Genomic DNA, 15601 nt, shown 5'->3' on the forward strand with positions numbered 1-15601 from the left:
CGGCGGCGGTGCGGCTGAGGAGCTGGCGATACTGAACGTATGAAGCTCAGCCGCCCTGTCTCCTGGTTCCTGCTCGCCTTCGGGGTGTGGAGCTGGTTCATCTGGATCACTTTCGTCAAGAACCTGTGGAAGGACGGCAGTGGGCTGGCCTTCGACGACGCGGACAACCCGACCGGGTACTTCTGGGTGCACCTGACGCTTGCCGTTGTCTCCTTTGTCTTGGGGACGGTGGTAGGCACCATCGGGTTCCGTGGTGTCCGCGCTCTGCGCAGAACGTCCTAGCCGTGATCGTCCTCGTGGTCCTGGTGGGCCTCGCCGTTCTCGCGGCCTTCGCGGGCCTCCACTGGTACGTGTGGCGCCGTCTGGTGCGCGACACCACGGCCGGGCCGGGGCTCGCCCGGCGCGCGGGCACGGTGGTCTTCGTCGCGGGGCCGCTGCTGATGTTCGCGGCCCTGGTGGCCGAGCGGACCGGCGCGCCCTTCCTGCTGCAGCGGATCCTCGCCTGGCCCGGCTTCCTGTGGATGGCGCTCGCGCTCTATCTGCTCCTGGCGGTGCTCGCGGGGGAGCTGGTGCGGCCCTTGGCGCTGAGGTGGGTCCGGCGCGGGGACTCCCGGGCACAAACGGCACCCTCCGGAGAGGACGCCTCAGAAAAGCCCTCCTCTGGAGCGGCCCCCTCAGGAGCGACTGCCTCTGAAGCGGCCCCTTCTGAAGCGGCCCCTTCTGAAGCGGCCCCCTCTGAAGCGGCCCTCTCCGAAGAAGGCCCCTCCGAGACAGTCACCCCTGCAGCCCTCACCCCCACCCCCACCCCCACAGCCCCCTCCCGCCGCCTCTTCGTCTCCCGTGTCGTCGGCGGGACCGCCGCGGCCGTAGCCGTCGGAACCGTCGGCTACGGGACGTACGGCGTGCTGCGCGGCCCCAAGATCAAGCGCGTCACCGTGCCGCTGGCGAAACTGCCGCGCGCGGCACACGGGTTCCGGATCGCCGTGGTCAGCGACATCCACCTCGGCCCGATCCTCGGCCGCGGCTTCACGCAGCGCGTGGTCGACACCGTCAACTCCACGCAGCCCGACCTGATCGCCGTGGTGGGCGACCTGGTGGACGGCAGCGTCGAACACCTGGGCCCGGCCGCGGCGCCGCTCGCCGGGCTGCGGGCGCGGCACGGGGCGTACTTCGTGACGGGCAACCACGAGTACTTCTCCGGGGCCGACCAGTGGGTCGAGCACGTGCGCGAACTCGGTCTGCGGCCGCTGCAGAACGCCCGCACGGAGTTGCCCGCCTTCGACCTCGCGGGCGTCGACGACGTGGCGGGCGAGAGCGAGGGCAAGGGCCCCGACTTCGCCAAGGCGCTCGGCGACCGGGACCGTTCGCGGGCCTCCGTGCTCCTCGCGCACCAGCCCGTCGTCATCCACGACGCCGTCGAACACGGCGTGGACCTTCAACTCTCCGGTCACACGCACGGCGGCCAGCTGTGGCCGGGCAACCTCGTCGCGGACCTGGCCAATCCGACCCTCGCGGGCCTGGAACGGTACGGCGACACCCAGCTCTACGTGACGCGCGGCGCGGGCGCGTGGGGGCCGCCGGTACGGGTCGGGGCGCCGTCGGACATCACGGTCGTGGAACTGGCCTCCCGGCAGGCCTGAGCCCTACGGGATCCGGCCAGATGTGCGGGGCCCTGGGATGTCGCAGTGACACCGTGCGATTTCCCTGCGCAGCATGCATCGTCGGATATCTGTGCGGTTCTTGATGTGCCACGCGTGAGGCGTCGGAGGGAGCGGACTTGTTGAGACGTGACGCCTTCAGGCTGCCGCCGCACCCCGCGTCCGTGCCGCTCGCCCGGACGCGGGTGCACGACCATCTCTCGGCCTGGGGGCACACGGCGGATCACGGGGCGCTCGACGACACCGTCCTGCTCGTGTCGGAGCTGGCGACCAACGCGATCCTCCACGGACTCGTCGTTGAACGGGAGTTCGAGGTCGCGGTGACGGTGCTCGCCGACGGCTCGTGCTTCATCGAGGTGTCCGACGAGAGCCCCGCGGAGCCGGAGATGCGGGCGGCCGCCTCCTGGGACGACGAGAGCGGCCGCGGCCTGCGGCTCCTCGACACGGTCGCGGAGGCGTGGGGCGTGTGGCGGCGCGGCAGGTACGGCAAGACGGTATGGGCGCTGGTACGCGGATGAGCCGCGCCCCGTCCGTACGGGTGGCTCCCGTAGGCCGGGCCGCGCGCGCCCGCTCAGGTACTCCGCGCCCGCTCAGGTACTCCGCGCCGGTTCAGGTACTCCGCGCCAGCTCCGGCCGCTTGAGGTAGTCCGTGAAGCCGACGACGTTCCCCCACGCGTCGGCGATCTCCACGGTCCACCCGGTGGCCACGGAGAACGGGTCGGCCAGCAGGGGGACCCCCGCAGCCGCCAGGGCCCGGCCCTTCGCGCGGGCGTCGCGGACCTCCAGCCAGAGACGGGGCGAGGGCCACACCGGCCCGCGCGGGACGATGCCGTCCTCCACCCGCAGCAGGATGCCCGGAGTCTCGGCGCCCACCTTCAGGATGGCGAGGCCGAGCTCGTCGATCCGGAAGGCGACCGGGAAACCGGCGCGCTCGTAGAAGGCGACGGCTTCGCCGAGGTCCCCGATGGGGAACAGGACGTTGTCGAAGCCGAGAAGGTCGTCGGAGGGGCTGTCGAGCAGTGCGGTGGACTGGTCAGCGGACAGGCCGACCGACTGGTTGTCTGACATTCCGTCAGGGTAGGTCGACGCCCGCCGTGCGTCCGCAGGCGCGCATGAGCCGTACGGGCGGGGTGCGATTCTTCGACCGTACGGCCCTCCGAAGCACGCACCGAAGACCGCCCGAAGGCCGCCCGAAGGGCCCCGAGGCCGGCGGGGCGCGACGGCCGTCCTGGGCCGCGAGAAGGAGCGCCTCCTCGGCGTGCTCCCCGCGAAGGAGCGGGCGGAGCCCCCCGGACCCCGCTCAGGACCTCCGCGCCGTAGCCGCCCCGCCCGGGCTACCGCCCCCGCACCACGTCGAGCTCCGCCACCGACGCGTACCGCCCCTCGCCCCCGTGTTCGCTCAGCACGCGCAGTGCCACGCGGCGGGCGTCGATCGGCGCGAACGGCACGGTGAACTCCGTGCGGTCGGCGGGGAAGCTGCCGCGGGCCACCGTCCGCCAGCCGTCACCGGCCGTATCGCCGGCCGTACCACCGGATGCCTCGCCGGACACGAGCACCTCGTACTTCTTGACCATGCCGTTCACCCCGCCGTCCTGGCGCGGCATGTAGCGCAGGCCCGCGATCCGCCGCTCGGCGCCGAGGCCGACGGTCAACTGCTGGGGCAGGGCGGCGCCGTAGGCGGAGTGCCAGTGCGTGTACGGGTCGTTGTCCACGGCACGCGATGCCGGGCCCGGCTCGTCCGCGCTCTCCTCGCTCGTGGCCGTCGCGGTGAATCCGGTGCCCGGCAGCATCCCGGCGCTCGACCCGGGCTGCGACTCCAGGTCACCGGGATCAGGCGTCCGTACCGGCACGGCGTCGCCCACCTGGTCGTACCGGTCCAGGAACGGACGTACGTCCGAACCGGCCGGCGTGGCCCAGGTGCGGTCCGCCACCACCGCCAGCGGCCGCCGCGCGAAGTGGTCGACCCAGCCGACGGCGAAGGTCTGGGTGCGGTCGGACCAGCGGGAGACGCGGTAGCCCTGGATGCCGGGGCCCGCCGTGAAGGGGTAGTCGCGGTAGGTGGTGCGGATGTCGAAGAAGCCGTAGCTTCCGGGCTTGGCGCCGAAGCCGGGGGAGACGTACAGAGGGCCGTCCTGCGAGCCGATCACCTGATAGCCCTGCCGCGCGCGGTCCTCGGGGCCCGACAGCCATTCGTTGACGACGATCCGGCGGTCCGGGTCGATGCTCGTCTCCTGGCCGAAGTCCCACCACTGCCAGATCTGCGTGGTCTTGCCGTGCGTGCGTACGGCCGCGTCGAGCTCGTCGATGAACTCGACGAGTACGTCACCGGGGTGCGGATAGCCCTGCCGCTTCTGGTACGCGACCAGCTCCGGGCAGGCGTTCTGCGCCGCCGTCTGCGGCAGCTCGTCCGTGCCGATGTGGACGTAGGGGCTGCGCGGGAAGGTCTCGGCGACCTCGGCGATCAGGTCCTTCGCGAAGGCGCGGGTCTCGGGCTTGGTGTAGTCGAGCGTCCAGTGGCCGCGGTCCGAACCCTCCCAGCTGGTGTCGGGGCGGGACATGGGCGCGCACGTGAACGCCAGGTCGGGGCGGACGTCGCCGATCGCGACGGCGTGCCCGGGCAGGTCGATCTCCGGGACGACCGTGACGCCGTACCGCGCGGCGTACTCCTCCAAGTCCCGCAACTCCCGACGGGTGTAGTGCTGTTCGGCGACGATCTCCGGGTGGGCCGGGCTCTCGATCCGGTAGCCGTTCCAGTCGGAGAGGTGCAGGTGGAAGGTGTTCAGCTGGTACCAGGCGGTCTGGCGGATCTGCTGCTTCAGATAGGCGACGGGGAAGTGCTTGCGGCCCACGTCGAGCATCTGTCCCCGGGAGGCCTGCGTCGGCCAGTCGGTCGCGGTGCCGCGGGCCACGGTGCGGGCGGCCGGGGCGGTGCGCAGCGCCTGGAGCAGGGTGCGCGTGCCGTGGAGGACGCCCTGGCGTTCGCGCGCGGTGATGCGGAGGCCGGTGCCCACGCGCAGCGCGTACCCCTCGGCCGACGGGGGGACGCCGCTGCCGCCGCCCAGCGCCAGCACGATGTCGTGCGGTCGCGGGCCGCCGCCCACCACGTCGGGCCGGATGCCCTCCTGATCGGCGAGTTCACCGGCGAGGAGCGCCGCGGTGGGCCGCAGCCGCGCGGCGCTGCCGGCCGGCACGACGATCCGCGTGGCACGGGTCAGCTGCCAGGTCCCGCTGTCGCCCTGCCAGTGGCGCAGGGCGGGGACGGTGACCGGCGCGGGGTTCTCGGCGGTGGCGGCCCGCGCGCCGGACGGCACGGCCTGCGCGCCGCCGAGCAGGGCGACGGCGAGGGCCGCCCGGAGGGTCAGGGAACGGAATCTGCGACGGGGCATGGTCGGTCCTCCGGGACGGCGGGCTTCCGGTGCGCGTCCCTCGGCAGGGAGGGGCGTGCACCGGAGTGTGGCGGAGGGGCGTTGCCGCGTACATGGAGAGACCGGGGCGGTGCTTGGACTCAGCCGCCGCGGGGCGACGTGATCGACGGCATCGGGTCGGGACCGGTGTCGGGTACCGGGTGCCCTGGGCGTACCCCGGCACGGACGGGCCCCGGACGCACCCGGGCCCCGCTCCGGAAGGGAGCGGGGCCCGGGTGACGTACGGGCGCCGGAGGCGGCGGGACCGTGTGGGGTCAGAAGCGGCGCGTGATCAGCGCTCGCTTGACCTCCTGGATCGCCTTCGTGACCTCAATGCCACGCGGGCACGCGTCCGTGCAGTTGAACGTCGTGCGGCAACGCCACACGCCGTCCTTGTCGTTCAGGATCTCCAGGCGCTGCTCGCCCGCCTCGTCACGCGAGTCGAAGATGAAGCGGTGCGCGTTGACGATCGCCGCGGGGCCGAAGTACTGGCCGTCGTTCCAGAAGACCGGGCACGAGGACGTGCAGGCCGCACAGAGGATGCACTTCGTCGTGTCGTCGAAGCGCTCGCGGTCCTCGGCGCTCTGCAGACGCTCGCGCGTCGGCTCGTTGCCGGAGGTGACCAGGAACGGCATGACGTCGCGGTACGCCTGGAAGAACGGGTCCATGTCGACGACCAGGTCCTTCAGGACCGTCAGACCCTTGATGGGCTCGACCGAGATCGGCTTGGACGGGTTGATGTCCTTGATCAGGGTCTTGCAGGCGAGACGGTTCTTGCCGTTGATCCGCATGGCGTCCGAGCCGCAGATGCCGTGCGCGCAGGAGCGGCGGAACGTGAGCGTGCCGTCGAGCTCCCACTTGACCTTGTGGAGTGCGTCGAGGACACGCTCCTTGGGGTCGATCTCCAGCTGGAAGTCTTCCCACGTGGCGTCCGCCGAGACCTCCGGGTTGAAGCGGCGGACCCGCAGGGTGATCGTGATGTACGGGGAGTCGGCGAAGCCCGCCTCGGGCTTGGCGTCTTCCTTGTCGAGGGTCGGGGTAGCCATCAGTACTTACGCTCCATCGGCTGGTAGCGGGTCTGGACGACCGGCTTGTAGTCGAGACGGATCGTCTCCGTGCCGTCGTCGCCGACCTCGCGGTACGCCATGGTGTGGCGCATGAAGTTGACGTCGTCGCGGGTCGGGAAGTCCTCGCGGTAGTGACCGCCGCGGGATTCCTTGCGGGCGAGCGCGGACTGCGCCATGACCTCGGCCAGGTCGAGCAGGTTGCCCAGCTCGATGGCCTCCAGGAGGTCGGTGTTGAACCGCTTGCCCTTGTCCTGGATGGACACGTTCTTGTAGCGGGCGCGGAGCTCGGCGATCTTCTCGACCGCGGTCTTGATCGTCTGCTCCGTGCGGAACACCATGACGTTGGCGTCCATGGTCTCCTGCAGCTCGTTGCGGAGCACGGCGACCCGCTCGTTGCCCTGGGCGTCGCGCAGCTGCTCGACGAGGGAGACGACCAGCTCCTCCGGGCTCTCCGGCAGCTCGACGAAGTCGTTCTTGGCGGAGTACTCGGCGGCGGCGATGCCCGCGCGGCGGCCGAAGACGTTGATGTCCAGGAGCGAGTTGGTGCCGAGGCGGTTGGCGCCGTGCACGGACACACAGGCCACCTCGCCCGCCGCGTACAGGCCGGGGACGACGGTCGAGTTGTCCGCGAGGACCTCGCCCTCGACGTTCGTCGGGATGCCGCCCATGGCGTAGTGCGCGGTCGGCTGGATCGGGATCGGGTCCGTGTAGGGCTCGATGCCGAGGTACGTGCGCGCGAACTCGGTGATGTCCGGGAGCTTGGCGTCCAGCTGCTCCGGCGGGAGGTGCGTGAGGTCGAGGTAGACGTGGTCGCCCTCGGGACCGCAGCCGCGGCCCTCACGGATCTCCGTGTAGATGGAGCGGGAGACGACGTCACGGGACGCGAGGTCCTTCATGACCGGCGCGTACTTCTCCATGAAGCGCTCGCCGTCCTTGTTGCGGAGGATGCCGCCCTCACCGCGGGCGCCCTCCGTGAGAAGGATGCCCATGCGCCAGATGCCGGTCGGGTGGAACTGGAAGAACTCCATGTCCTCCAGCGGCAGCCCGCGCCGGTAGCAGGCCGCCTGGCCGTCACCGGTGAGCGTGTGCGCGTTCGAGGTCACCTTGAAGAACTTGCCGGTGCCGCCGGACGCGTAGATCACGGACTTCGCCTGGAAGACGTGGATCTCGCCGGTCGCCAGCTCGTAGGCGACGACGCCCGCGCTCTTCTTGACCCCGTCCACCTCGACGATGATCTGGTCGAGGACGTAGAACTCGTTGAAGAACTCCACACCCTCCTTGACGCAGTTCTGGTAGAGGGTCTGGAGGATCATGTGGCCGGTGCGGTCGGCCGCGTAGCAGGACCGGCGCACGGCGGCCTCGCCGTGGTTACGGGTGTGGCCGCCGAAGCGGCGCTGGTCGATGGTGCCGTCCGGGGTGCGGTTGAACGGCAGGCCCATCTTCTCCAGGTCGAGGACCGCGTCGATGGCCTCCTTCGCGAGGATCTCGGCGGCGTCCTGGTCGACCAGGTAGTCGCCGCCCTTGATCGTGTCGAAGGTGTGCCACTCCCAGTTGTCCTCCTCCACGTTGGCGAGCGCGGCGGCCATGCCGCCCTGCGCCGCGCCCGTGTGGGAACGCGTGGGGTAGAGCTTGGTGAGCACGGCGGTGCGGCTGCGCTTCGTCGACTCGATGGCGGCGCGCATGCCGGCGCCGCCCGCTCCGACGATGACGGTGTCGTACTTGTGAATCTTCACGGAAGTCGCCTCGGCTTTAGCGGATGTTCGGGTCGAAGGTGAAGATCACCAGCGTGCCCAGAAGGATGGTGAACACCGTGGCGGTGTACAGCAGGCCCTTGAGCCACAGACGCGTGTTCGGGCGCTCCGCGTAGTCGTTGATGACCGTGCGCAGGCCGTTGGCGCCGTGCAGCATCGCGAGCCACAGCATCAGCAGGTCCCAGACCTGCCAGAACGGCGAGGCCCAGCGGCCGGCGACGAACGCGAAGCCGATCTTGGAGACACCGCCGTCGAGCACCAGCTGGATCAGCAGGTGGCCGAGGACGAGAACGACCAGGACGACGCCGGACAGACGCATGAAGAGCCATGCGGCCATCTCGAAGTTGCCGCGGGTCGAGCGCGGGGTCTTGGAGGTGCGCTTGCGGGGGGCCTCGATGACCGGGGCCGGATTGTCCACGTCGTAGAGCGAGGCGCCCTCGACGGGGCCCACTCCGGTCGTCGCGGACTTGTCGAGCGTGGTGTCAGCAGACATGTCTGGCGTCAGCTCCCGAAGACTTCACGGACGGCGTGGCCGAGGACGGGGTAGAGCGCCCCGACCATCAGGACGACCCAGATGCCGACGACGGTCCAGAGCATCTGCTTCTGGTAGCGGGGACCCTTCGACCAGAAGTCGACGGCGATGACGCGCAGGCCGTTGAGTGCGTGGAAGAGGATGGCGGCGACCAGGCCGTACTCAAGGAGTGCGACGAGGGGCGTCTTGTAAGTGCTGACGACATCGTCGTACGCCTCGGGGGAGACGCGGACGAGAGCGGTGTCGAGCACATGCACGAACAGGAAGAAGAAGATGAGGACGCCGGTGACTCGATGAGCCACCCATGACCACATTCCTTCCCGGCCGCGGTACAGCGTTCCAGCCGGCACGGAAGAACCCTCCGGGAGCGGGGATTGGGGCCGGCCGGCTTCTCTGTCGGACGAGCCCGGCCGGGTACGGTCCACCGGCCGCTCGTCATCGTATCGACGAGTTGTCGGTAGCCCTGCCCCGGGTCCACAGGTGTGATCAAACAGGCAATCAAACAGGCACGTACGGGCTATCGGGACGGGTCTGCGGCCGGCTCTCCCGCACGGCGTGTCCGCCGGGCGCGAGAAGGGTGAGCCTGGTCAGCCGGCCCCGGGCGAGCCGGCGCAGCTCCTCGGAGGTGAGGGCGAGCTCGTCCTCCGGATCGTTGCCGAGGCGTGACCGGATGCCGGCGAGCAACTGGTCGAGGGCCTCGTCCTGGGGCACTCCGTCGAGGCAGATCACGAAGGTGTGCCCGAAGCGGCTCTCGTACGCGGCGTGGGCGGCGGCGAGGGCGGTGCGGGCGGCGACGTGAGTGGCGTGCGACGCGGCCTGGTGGGGGACCACCGGATCGAGAGGTTCGCAGGCCAGGGCCTCGGCGAGGTCGGCGGGCGCGAGGTCGTACGCCGCCTCGTCGGACGCGGCGAGCAAGGCGTCCAGGTCGGGGTAGGGGCGGTGGGCGGCGACGCGGCGGGACCAGCGCCGGCTGCCGCAGCAGGCCAGGAGGACGTCTTCGGCCTCGCCCGGCGTGGCTGCGTTCAGCCAGTTCAGCCAGTTCAGCCAGTTCTGCCGGTCCGGCCGGTCCAGTGGGTCCGGCCGGTTCGGCGGGGTGGCCGGGGGGACCCGGCCGGGGTGGTCGGCGAGGCCGGCCGGGCGAGGGGAACGGTGCGGGGACAGCGGGCGCTCCTGGGCAGGGGGCGGCAAGGGCAGGGCCATGCGGGGTGTGGGGGTGTCGTAACGCTATCGAGACGTGTGGGGAGGAGTCCGATGGATGAGCGAATTTCACCCGAACGGGAGAGTTTCGCTTCGCGGTGTGGACGGGCCACCTGAGGAGGCTCGTCGTAGCGTGGGGCCATGGCTCTGACTAGTGGTGCGGTGTCCTGGGGGCTGTCCCGAGCGGCCGAGGCGGGCCGCACCGCGCGAGGTGCCCGGTGAGGCGCGGGCCCGCGGTGGCGGCGGGCGGTGCCGTGGCCGCGGGCGCGGTCGTGCTGGCCGTGACGGTCTGGCCCGGCGGCGGAGGCGACGGCCCCTCGGACCCGCCCTCGGACGGGAAGTCCGCCGTGTCCTCCGCTCCCACCCCCAGCAGGAGCTACGCCCTCTCCAAGGCCCCGCAGACCATCCCCGCCGTGCGCGAGCACGAGGCGGCCCGCGGCCCCGGCTGGCGCCCCGCCGAGAACAAGGGCCGCGTGGTCGTCGGCGACAAGGACCTGGCCGACGAGGCGCGCCTGCTCGCCGGCGAGCTGAAGCTGCGGTACGGGGGGCAGGAGAGCCCCCGCAAGGGCGACGTCGAGCTGGTCCTCTCGGACGACGAGGGCGGCGACGGAGGCGACAGTGGCGAGGGTGGCGGCGGCGACGAGTCGTACACCCTGACCGTGAAGGGGGAGCAGGTCCGGATCGCCGCGCCCGCCCAGGCCGGCGTCTTCTACGGGACGCGCACCCTCAAGCAGGAGGTCAGCGGCGGCAGGACCGCTCCCGAGGGCGTCGTGAAGGACCGTCCGGCCAAGCCGCAGCGCGGTTTCATGCTCGACATCGCCCGCAAGCACTTCGACGTGAAGTGGATCGAGGACCGCGTCCGCGAGCTCGGCGACCTCAAGTACAACCAGCTGGGCCTGCACTTCTCCGACGACCAGGCGTTCCGCATCGAGTCGTCGTCGCACCCCGAGATCGTCTCCTCCGACCACCTCACCAAGGACCAGGTCCGCGGCATCCTGAAGCTGGCCGCGAGCCGCCACATCACCGTCGTGCCCGAGATCGACTCGCCGGGACACCTCGGCGCGGTCATCCGCCAGCACCCCTCGCTCCAGCTCCGCGACGCCCGGGGCATCGCCCAGCGCGGCGCCGTCGACATCTCCGAGCCGGGAGCGGCGGAGATCGTCGACGACCTGCTCGACGAGTACGCCGAGCTGTTCCCCGGCGCCTACTGGCACCTCGGCGCCGACGAGTACCGCGCCCTGACGGTCAAGGACCCCGAGGCCTCCTACCCGCAGCTGGCCGCCGCCGCCCGCGAGCGCTACGGCCCCGACGGCCGCGTGCAGGACCTGACCACGGGCTGGCTCAACGACCGGGCCGACACCGTGCGCCCGCACGAGAAGAAGCTGAAGGCCTGGAACGACGGGTTCTTCCCCGGCGGCACCACCGAGGCCGCCGACGACCTCGAGGTCGCCTACTGGACGGGCAAGGAGATCGGCGCGCGCGATCCTGCCGAGTACCTGAAGGCGGGCCGCAAGCTCACCAACTACAACGACGAGTACCTCTACTACGTCCTCGGCCAGCCCAACGACTTCCGCTACCCCACCGGCCAGCGGATCTACGAGAGCTGGACCCCGCTGGTCGTCCGGGGCACCGCGCCGGTGAGCGAGAAGTACGACGACCAGATCCTCGGCGGCACCTTCGCGGTCTGGTGCGACCTCGCGGGCGCGCAGAGCCAGGAGCAGGTGGCCCAGGGCATCCGGATGCCGCTGCGGGCCACCGTCCAGAAGCTCTGGGACCCCAGGAAACCGGCGATGGCCTGGAACGACTTCGTGAAACTCGCTGATACGGTCCGGTAGCCGCCGTCGGCGCCCTGGGGAGGGACGCGGGTGGCTCCGAACACCCGTGCAACACCCGTGGGGGGTCGCTCGACCATGCTGTCCCAGGAACGTCCGCCGCCCCGGTACGCCCCGGCCGGGCGCCCCGCCTGGCTGCGCTCGCCGGTCGGGCCGAGCCGGGCGATCATCGCGCTGCTCGGCGTCGTCATCGCCGCCGACCTGTACTCGCTGTGGGCGGGCACCGTCATGCGGGACGTGATGAAGGACCTGCTCGCCGGGGACTTCGGGGCGGGCGTGGAGCGGGACGCCGAACGCGCCGACTCGCTGTACGCCGCCTCCGGATACCTGCAGACCGGAGCGCTGATCGCGACCTGCGTCGTCTTCGTCGTGTGGTTCCACCGGGTACGGGTGAACGCCGAGGTGTTCCAGCCCGACATCCACCGCAAGGCGCGCGGCTGGGCGGTCTGGGGCTGGTTCGTGCCGATCGTGAACCTCTGGTTCCCGCGCCGGATCGCCCTCGACGTCTGGGACGCGAGCGGCTCCGGACAAGTGCTCCTGGACGGCACGATGACGCAGGCCACGACCGTGCGGGGTGCCTCGCACCGGCTCCTCAACACCTGGTGGACGCTGTGGGTGGCGAACCTCCTCGCCGCGCGGTGGGCCACCCAGGCGTACTGGCGCGCCGAGGAGCCCGAGGAGATCAAGGCGGCCGTCGAGAACCTGATGTTCTCGGACGTGCTCGACATCGCCTCCGCCGTCCTCGCCGCGCTCTTCGTGCACCGGCTCACCCGCCTGCAGGACCTCAAGGCCCGCTCGGGCCCGCCGCGCCCCCAGCCAGGGCCAGGGCCAGGGCCAGGGCCCTTCGTCACGCAGTGACATCGGCATTTCGGCTTTTTGGTGGCGGAATCACCGACCTCTGTGGTGTATTCGCCACGGAACGCAGTTCGGGCACGTGGTTCGGGCACGTGGTGCGAGCACGCACGCGGTACGAGCAGGGCGGGGGCGCGGCATGGGGTACTGGGGGTATTACGTCGTCGGCAGGAGCGAGCGGCCGCTCGCCGAGCTCTCGGCGGTGGCGGGCGTACGGGACGAGCTGAGCCTGCTCGACCGGCGCCCCGACGGCTGGCAGGTGTGGGAGGTGCCGGGCGGCGACGGCACGCGGGACGTCGGGAACATGAACACGCTGGCCCTGGAGACGGGCGCGCCCGCCCTCTTCGGATACGTGATGGACAGCGACTGCGTGGTCGTCGAGGCGGCGGCGCCCGAGAGCGGCGCGTGGACGACGTGCCTCGCGCGCGGCGCCATGGCCGGCTACCTCGGGGACACCGAACTGACCGTCGAGGACTACTTCCTGGAGCCGCGCGACGCCGCGGACCGCGCGGTGGCCTGGGCCGCGGAGTCGGGCAGGAAAGTACCCGCGGGGCCGCTGCTCGACGTGCTGAACGCGGACGCCGAACCCTCGGCCGAAGAGCTCTTCTTCCGTCTCCTCGACCGGCTCGGCGTCGTTCCGCAGTGACGTTCCCGGGGCTCGGCACGCAGTAAGGGTCAGTGCAGGGTCCATGACGGGGGAGACGTACAGCATGAGCCTGGTGGAGCTGATCGCGCAGGCCGACGAGAGAGGCCTCGCGGCGAGCGGGCTCGCCTGCCTCGACCGCTGCGTGCCGGTGCTCGGCGCCGACGACGACCTGCTGCGCCCGCTGTGGGCGAAGCTCGCGGACGGCACCGACTGGGACGGCCCGCTGGCCGCGGCCCGCTCGGCGCTCGGCGCCGGGGAGCGGCAGGCCCGCCGGGTCTCCGGACGGCACGGTGCGCCCTCCGAGGCGGCCGCGCTCACCCGGCGCATGCTCGACGCGGTCCCGGCGGCGCACGCGGGCGCCGAGGTCAGGGAGTGGGCCGACGGCTGCTCCGTCGCCGCCCTCCAGGTGCACCGCATCCTGGACACCGCACCCGCCGGCGGCACCCGCACGGTGGCGGCGCGCCGCGAGGGCCGCACGGACGGCATGTCCCCGCTGGTCGCGGCCGAACTCCGCCGCCAGGTAAGGATCCTGGAACTCCTGGCCGACAAGGGCGCGGGCCCGACGGGCGGCCTGCGCCAGGCCTTGGACGTGTCGACGGAGGGCCGCAGGGTGCTGCGGGCGGTGGTGTCGCGGCGGGCGCGGGGGCGGGGGTGACGGGCCGCCTCGCCCGGCGCTGTCCCGGAGGGTGCGGGGAGTCCGTCCCGCGCTCTTCGTGAGGGCCCGGCGGACGAGCGTCGCGCGACTCGTCCCGGCCGTGCACCGGGAGCGTCCGGACCCGGTCGGTCCGGTGCCGTGAGCGAGCTGCCCCTGAGGCAGGAGCAGATGAGTGAGGTCGCCGGTGAGGCGGACGGGGTGGGCCGCGCCGCACCTCGCGTACCGGCCCGTGCCGCTCCCCGGTCGAGGAGGGAGCGGCGCGGGCGTGGCTACGGTGTCAGTGCCTGGCCCAGGTGGGCGCCCGCCGGGGTGCCGAGGAGCGCGCGTCCGTAGTAAACGCCGCTGGCGCCGGGGACAGTCGAACCGGCGCTGTCCAGTTGGAGGATCGTGCCGTCGCCCGCGTCCTCGCCCTCGGCGCCGATGGCCAGGTCCGCGCGGCCTGATCCGGACAGGTTGGCCAGCGTCACCGAGGAACCGAGGCGGTCACCCGACTCGGTGGAGCCCGGGACGTCGGGCTCGTCCTGCGAGAACGCCTTCGCGCCCGTGCCGGTGAGGCCGGCGGACGTCCCCTTCAGGAGCAGCGAGGTACCCGCGTCCTTGCGGCTGGTTCCCGAGCGGGTGATGTCCTCGTCCGGGGCGCCGGTCAGGACGTCCGCGTAGCCGTCGTGGTTGTAGTCGCCGGCCGTGACCGACCAGCCCATGGCGTCGCCGGCCTCGGCGGCGCCGGGGACGCCGGACGTCGCCTGGTGGACCGTCTTCCTGCTCGTCGTCGAGAGGCCCGTCGACGTGCCGGGGACCACCGTGACCTGGCCGCCCGCGTGGGCGCCGGACTCGGCGGTGTACGGCTGGCCGATGACCAGGTCGTCGTAGCCGTTGCCGTTGACGTCGCCCACGGCGACCGAGCGGCCGCCCGGCACGGACAGGACGCCGACCCGGCTCAGGCCCGAGCGGCCACCGCGGAACCAGGCGATCTTCCCCTTGCCCGCCTGGTCGCGGTAGGTGAGCGCCACGTCCGCGTAGCCGTCGCGGTTGAAGTCGCCGGACGCGGCGTCGGCGTACGCGATGGCCGTGTCGCCCGAGGTGAGGCTGCCGCCCGACTCGTGGTCCGGGTCCAGGCGCGCGGCCCAGGAGCCGCCCGTGCCCGTCGCGGCCGCGAAGACGTCCGCCTTGCCGTCGTTGTTGAAGTCGCCGGAGGCGACCGCGGAGCCGAACCTGGCGCCGGGGTAGTGGAAGTCGTCCGACAGCTGCATGTCGGTGCCGGACGTGAACGTCGGGCCGTACAGCATGGTGACCGCGCCGCGGTCGGCGTGGCCCGACGTGTCGTCCTCGCCGGGGGCGCCGATGACGAGGTCCGCGTACCCGTCGGCGTTCAGGTCGCCCCACGCCGTGGCCGCGCCCCAGTTGTCGCCGGCCTCCGAGTTGCCGGGGACGCCCGGGCTCGTCTGGGTCAGGGACATCTTCGCGTCGCCGACCGGGCCGCCGGGCCCGCCGGGCAGGACCGTCACCCGGCCGCGGCTCGACGAGGCCTTCGGGGTGGCGGCTATCAGGTCCGTGACACCGTCGCCGTTGAAGTCCCCGTCCGCGGCGGCCGAGCCGGTAACCGCGTCGTCCGCGGCCGACGCCGCCAGGACCGGCGTCCCGGAGTCCGCCACCGCGTGGGCCGCCGCTCCCGGGATGCCCAGCACGACGGCTCCCACCGTCAGCAGGGCCCGGCGCCCGAGCGTGAGCGGCCGGTAGGCGTGCGCTCCGCGCGGGTGCCTCTGCGTCTGCGGCTCTGCCAGTGCCGTGTGGACAGTGCGCTGGTCGCTGCTGCTGCGCGTGGTGCGCAGGTTCAATTCCCCCACCCCTTCAGCCATGTTTCACCGGCCCGGCGCGCTCCGTGCACCCTGTGCACAGGGCAGTCGTGGGCCTTCTTCTGCGACTGACGGTACGTCGGAAGGGTTGTAGGCCCGAAGGCGGTCCGGCACGTGATGTATCCCGCACCGCGCAGGTGTGACGCGCGGGCGG

The 15601-nt window shown here is 72.0% G+C and carries 15 protein-coding genes; 7 read left to right on the plus strand and 8 right to left on the minus strand.

The window, feature by feature from the left end; all coding sequences use genetic code 11:
• The first annotated feature begins 39 nt into the window (after positions 1-39).
• From ACZ592_RS06240 to ACZ592_RS06250, 3 genes are all read left to right on the plus strand, one after another.
• The gene (locus ACZ592_RS06240; protein ID WP_055566125.1) at positions 40-282 is read left to right on the plus strand and encodes an SCO4848 family membrane protein; all 243 of its coding nucleotides are present in this window, start codon (positions 40-42) and stop codon (positions 280-282) included.
• A 2-nt stretch (positions 283-284) separates the two neighbouring features.
• Positions 285-1640 (plus strand): metallophosphoesterase, encoded by a 1356-nt coding sequence (locus ACZ592_RS06245; protein ID WP_471580314.1) that lies wholly within the window; start codon positions 285-287, stop codon positions 1638-1640.
• 137 nt (positions 1641-1777) lie between these two features.
• Positions 1778-2176 carry an ATP-binding protein gene (locus tag ACZ592_RS06250; RefSeq protein ID WP_471580315.1) on the plus strand — a complete coding sequence of 133 codons (399 nt, stop codon included), beginning with the start codon at positions 1778-1780 and terminating at the stop codon, positions 2174-2176.
• A gap of 91 nt (positions 2177-2267) precedes the next feature.
• Here the strand turns inward: ACZ592_RS06250 and ACZ592_RS06255 are convergent, their stop codons facing one another.
• From ACZ592_RS06255 to ACZ592_RS06285, 7 genes are all read right to left on the minus strand, one after another.
• Complete coding sequence (locus tag ACZ592_RS06255; protein WP_471580316.1) at positions 2268-2726, minus strand: VOC family protein; 459 nt, start codon at positions 2724-2726, stop codon at positions 2268-2270.
• A 266-nt stretch (positions 2727-2992) separates the two neighbouring features.
• Positions 2993-5044, minus strand: coding sequence for a family 20 glycosylhydrolase (locus ACZ592_RS06260; RefSeq protein ID WP_471580317.1), 2052 nt, complete (start codon positions 5042-5044; stop codon positions 2993-2995).
• A gap of 293 nt (positions 5045-5337) precedes the next feature.
• Positions 5338-6108 carry a succinate dehydrogenase iron-sulfur subunit gene (locus ACZ592_RS06265; protein ID WP_471580318.1) on the minus strand — a complete coding sequence of 257 codons (771 nt, stop codon included), beginning with the start codon at positions 6106-6108 and terminating at the stop codon, positions 5338-5340.
• Entirely contained in the window at positions 6108-7862 is a 1755-nt protein-coding gene (gene sdhA, locus ACZ592_RS06270; RefSeq protein WP_471580319.1) for a succinate dehydrogenase flavoprotein subunit, read from the minus strand. Before sdhA ends, ACZ592_RS06265 begins: the two co-directional genes overlap by 1 nt.
• A 16-nt stretch (positions 7863-7878) precedes the next feature.
• The gene (locus tag ACZ592_RS06275) at positions 7879-8373 is read right to left on the minus strand and encodes a succinate dehydrogenase hydrophobic membrane anchor subunit (RefSeq protein ID WP_471580320.1); all 495 of its coding nucleotides are present in this window, start codon (positions 8371-8373) and stop codon (positions 7879-7881) included.
• Positions 8374-8381: 8 nt separating this feature from the next.
• On the minus strand, positions 8382-8762 hold the full coding sequence (sdhC, locus tag ACZ592_RS06280; RefSeq protein ID WP_076684883.1) for a succinate dehydrogenase, cytochrome b556 subunit: 381 nt from the start codon (positions 8760-8762) through the stop codon (positions 8382-8384).
• 148 nt (positions 8763-8910) lie between these two features.
• Entirely contained in the window at positions 8911-9612 is a 702-nt protein-coding gene (locus ACZ592_RS06285; RefSeq protein ID WP_471580321.1) for a 2-oxo-4-hydroxy-4-carboxy-5-ureidoimidazoline decarboxylase, read from the minus strand.
• Positions 9613-9827: 215 nt separating this feature from the next.
• Here ACZ592_RS06285 and ACZ592_RS06290 point away from each other — a divergent pair, with 215 nt between their 5' ends.
• From ACZ592_RS06290 to ACZ592_RS06305, 4 genes are all read left to right on the plus strand, one after another.
• Positions 9828-11444 (plus strand): beta-N-acetylhexosaminidase, encoded by a 1617-nt coding sequence (locus tag ACZ592_RS06290; protein ID WP_471580322.1) that lies wholly within the window; start codon positions 9828-9830, stop codon positions 11442-11444.
• 75 nt (positions 11445-11519) lie between these two features.
• On the plus strand, positions 11520-12299 hold the full coding sequence (locus tag ACZ592_RS06295; protein ID WP_471580323.1) for a DUF4328 domain-containing protein: 780 nt from the start codon (positions 11520-11522) through the stop codon (positions 12297-12299).
• Between the two features lie 133 nt (positions 12300-12432).
• The gene (locus ACZ592_RS06300; protein ID WP_471580324.1) at positions 12433-12939 is read left to right on the plus strand and encodes a hypothetical protein; all 507 of its coding nucleotides are present in this window, start codon (positions 12433-12435) and stop codon (positions 12937-12939) included.
• Between the two features lie 64 nt (positions 12940-13003).
• Complete coding sequence (locus ACZ592_RS06305; RefSeq protein ID WP_471580325.1) at positions 13004-13594, plus strand: hypothetical protein; 591 nt, start codon at positions 13004-13006, stop codon at positions 13592-13594.
• Positions 13595-13863: 269 nt separating this feature from the next.
• Here the strand turns inward: ACZ592_RS06305 and ACZ592_RS06310 are convergent, their stop codons facing one another.
• Positions 13864-15429: an FG-GAP-like repeat-containing protein gene (locus ACZ592_RS06310; RefSeq protein ID WP_471580326.1), complete on the minus strand. Its 1566-nt coding sequence runs from the start codon at positions 15427-15429 to the stop codon at positions 13864-13866.
• Positions 15430-15601 lie beyond the last annotated feature (172 nt).

The organism is Streptomyces sp. NPDC040622, assembly GCF_055593965.1.

Bases quoted from the DNA above. Each gene is read 5' to 3' on its own strand.
- ACZ592_RS06240 (WP_055566125.1), top strand. From the start codon at position 40: ATGAAGCTCAGCCGCCCTGTCTCCTGGTTCCTGCTCGCCTTCGGGGTG.
- ACZ592_RS06255 (WP_471580316.1), bottom strand. From the start codon at position 2,726: ATGTCAGACAACCAGTCGGTCGGCCTGTCCGCTGACCAGTCCACCGCA.
- ACZ592_RS06260 (WP_471580317.1), bottom strand. From the start codon at position 5,044: ATGCCCCGTCGCAGATTCCGTTCCCTGACCCTCCGGGCGGCCCTCGCC.
- ACZ592_RS06265 (WP_471580318.1), bottom strand. From the start codon at position 6,108: ATGGCTACCCCGACCCTCGACAAGGAAGACGCCAAGCCCGAGGCGGGC.
- ACZ592_RS06275 (WP_471580320.1), bottom strand. From the start codon at position 8,373: ATGTCTGCTGACACCACGCTCGACAAGTCCGCGACGACCGGAGTGGGC.
- ACZ592_RS06285 (WP_471580321.1), bottom strand. From the start codon at position 9,612: ATGGCCCTGCCCTTGCCGCCCCCTGCCCAGGAGCGCCCGCTGTCCCCG.
- ACZ592_RS06295 (WP_471580323.1), top strand. From the start codon at position 11,520: ATGCTGTCCCAGGAACGTCCGCCGCCCCGGTACGCCCCGGCCGGGCGC.
- ACZ592_RS06300 (WP_471580324.1), top strand. From the start codon at position 12,433: ATGGGGTACTGGGGGTATTACGTCGTCGGCAGGAGCGAGCGGCCGCTC.
- ACZ592_RS06305 (WP_471580325.1), top strand. From the start codon at position 13,004: ATGAGCCTGGTGGAGCTGATCGCGCAGGCCGACGAGAGAGGCCTCGCG.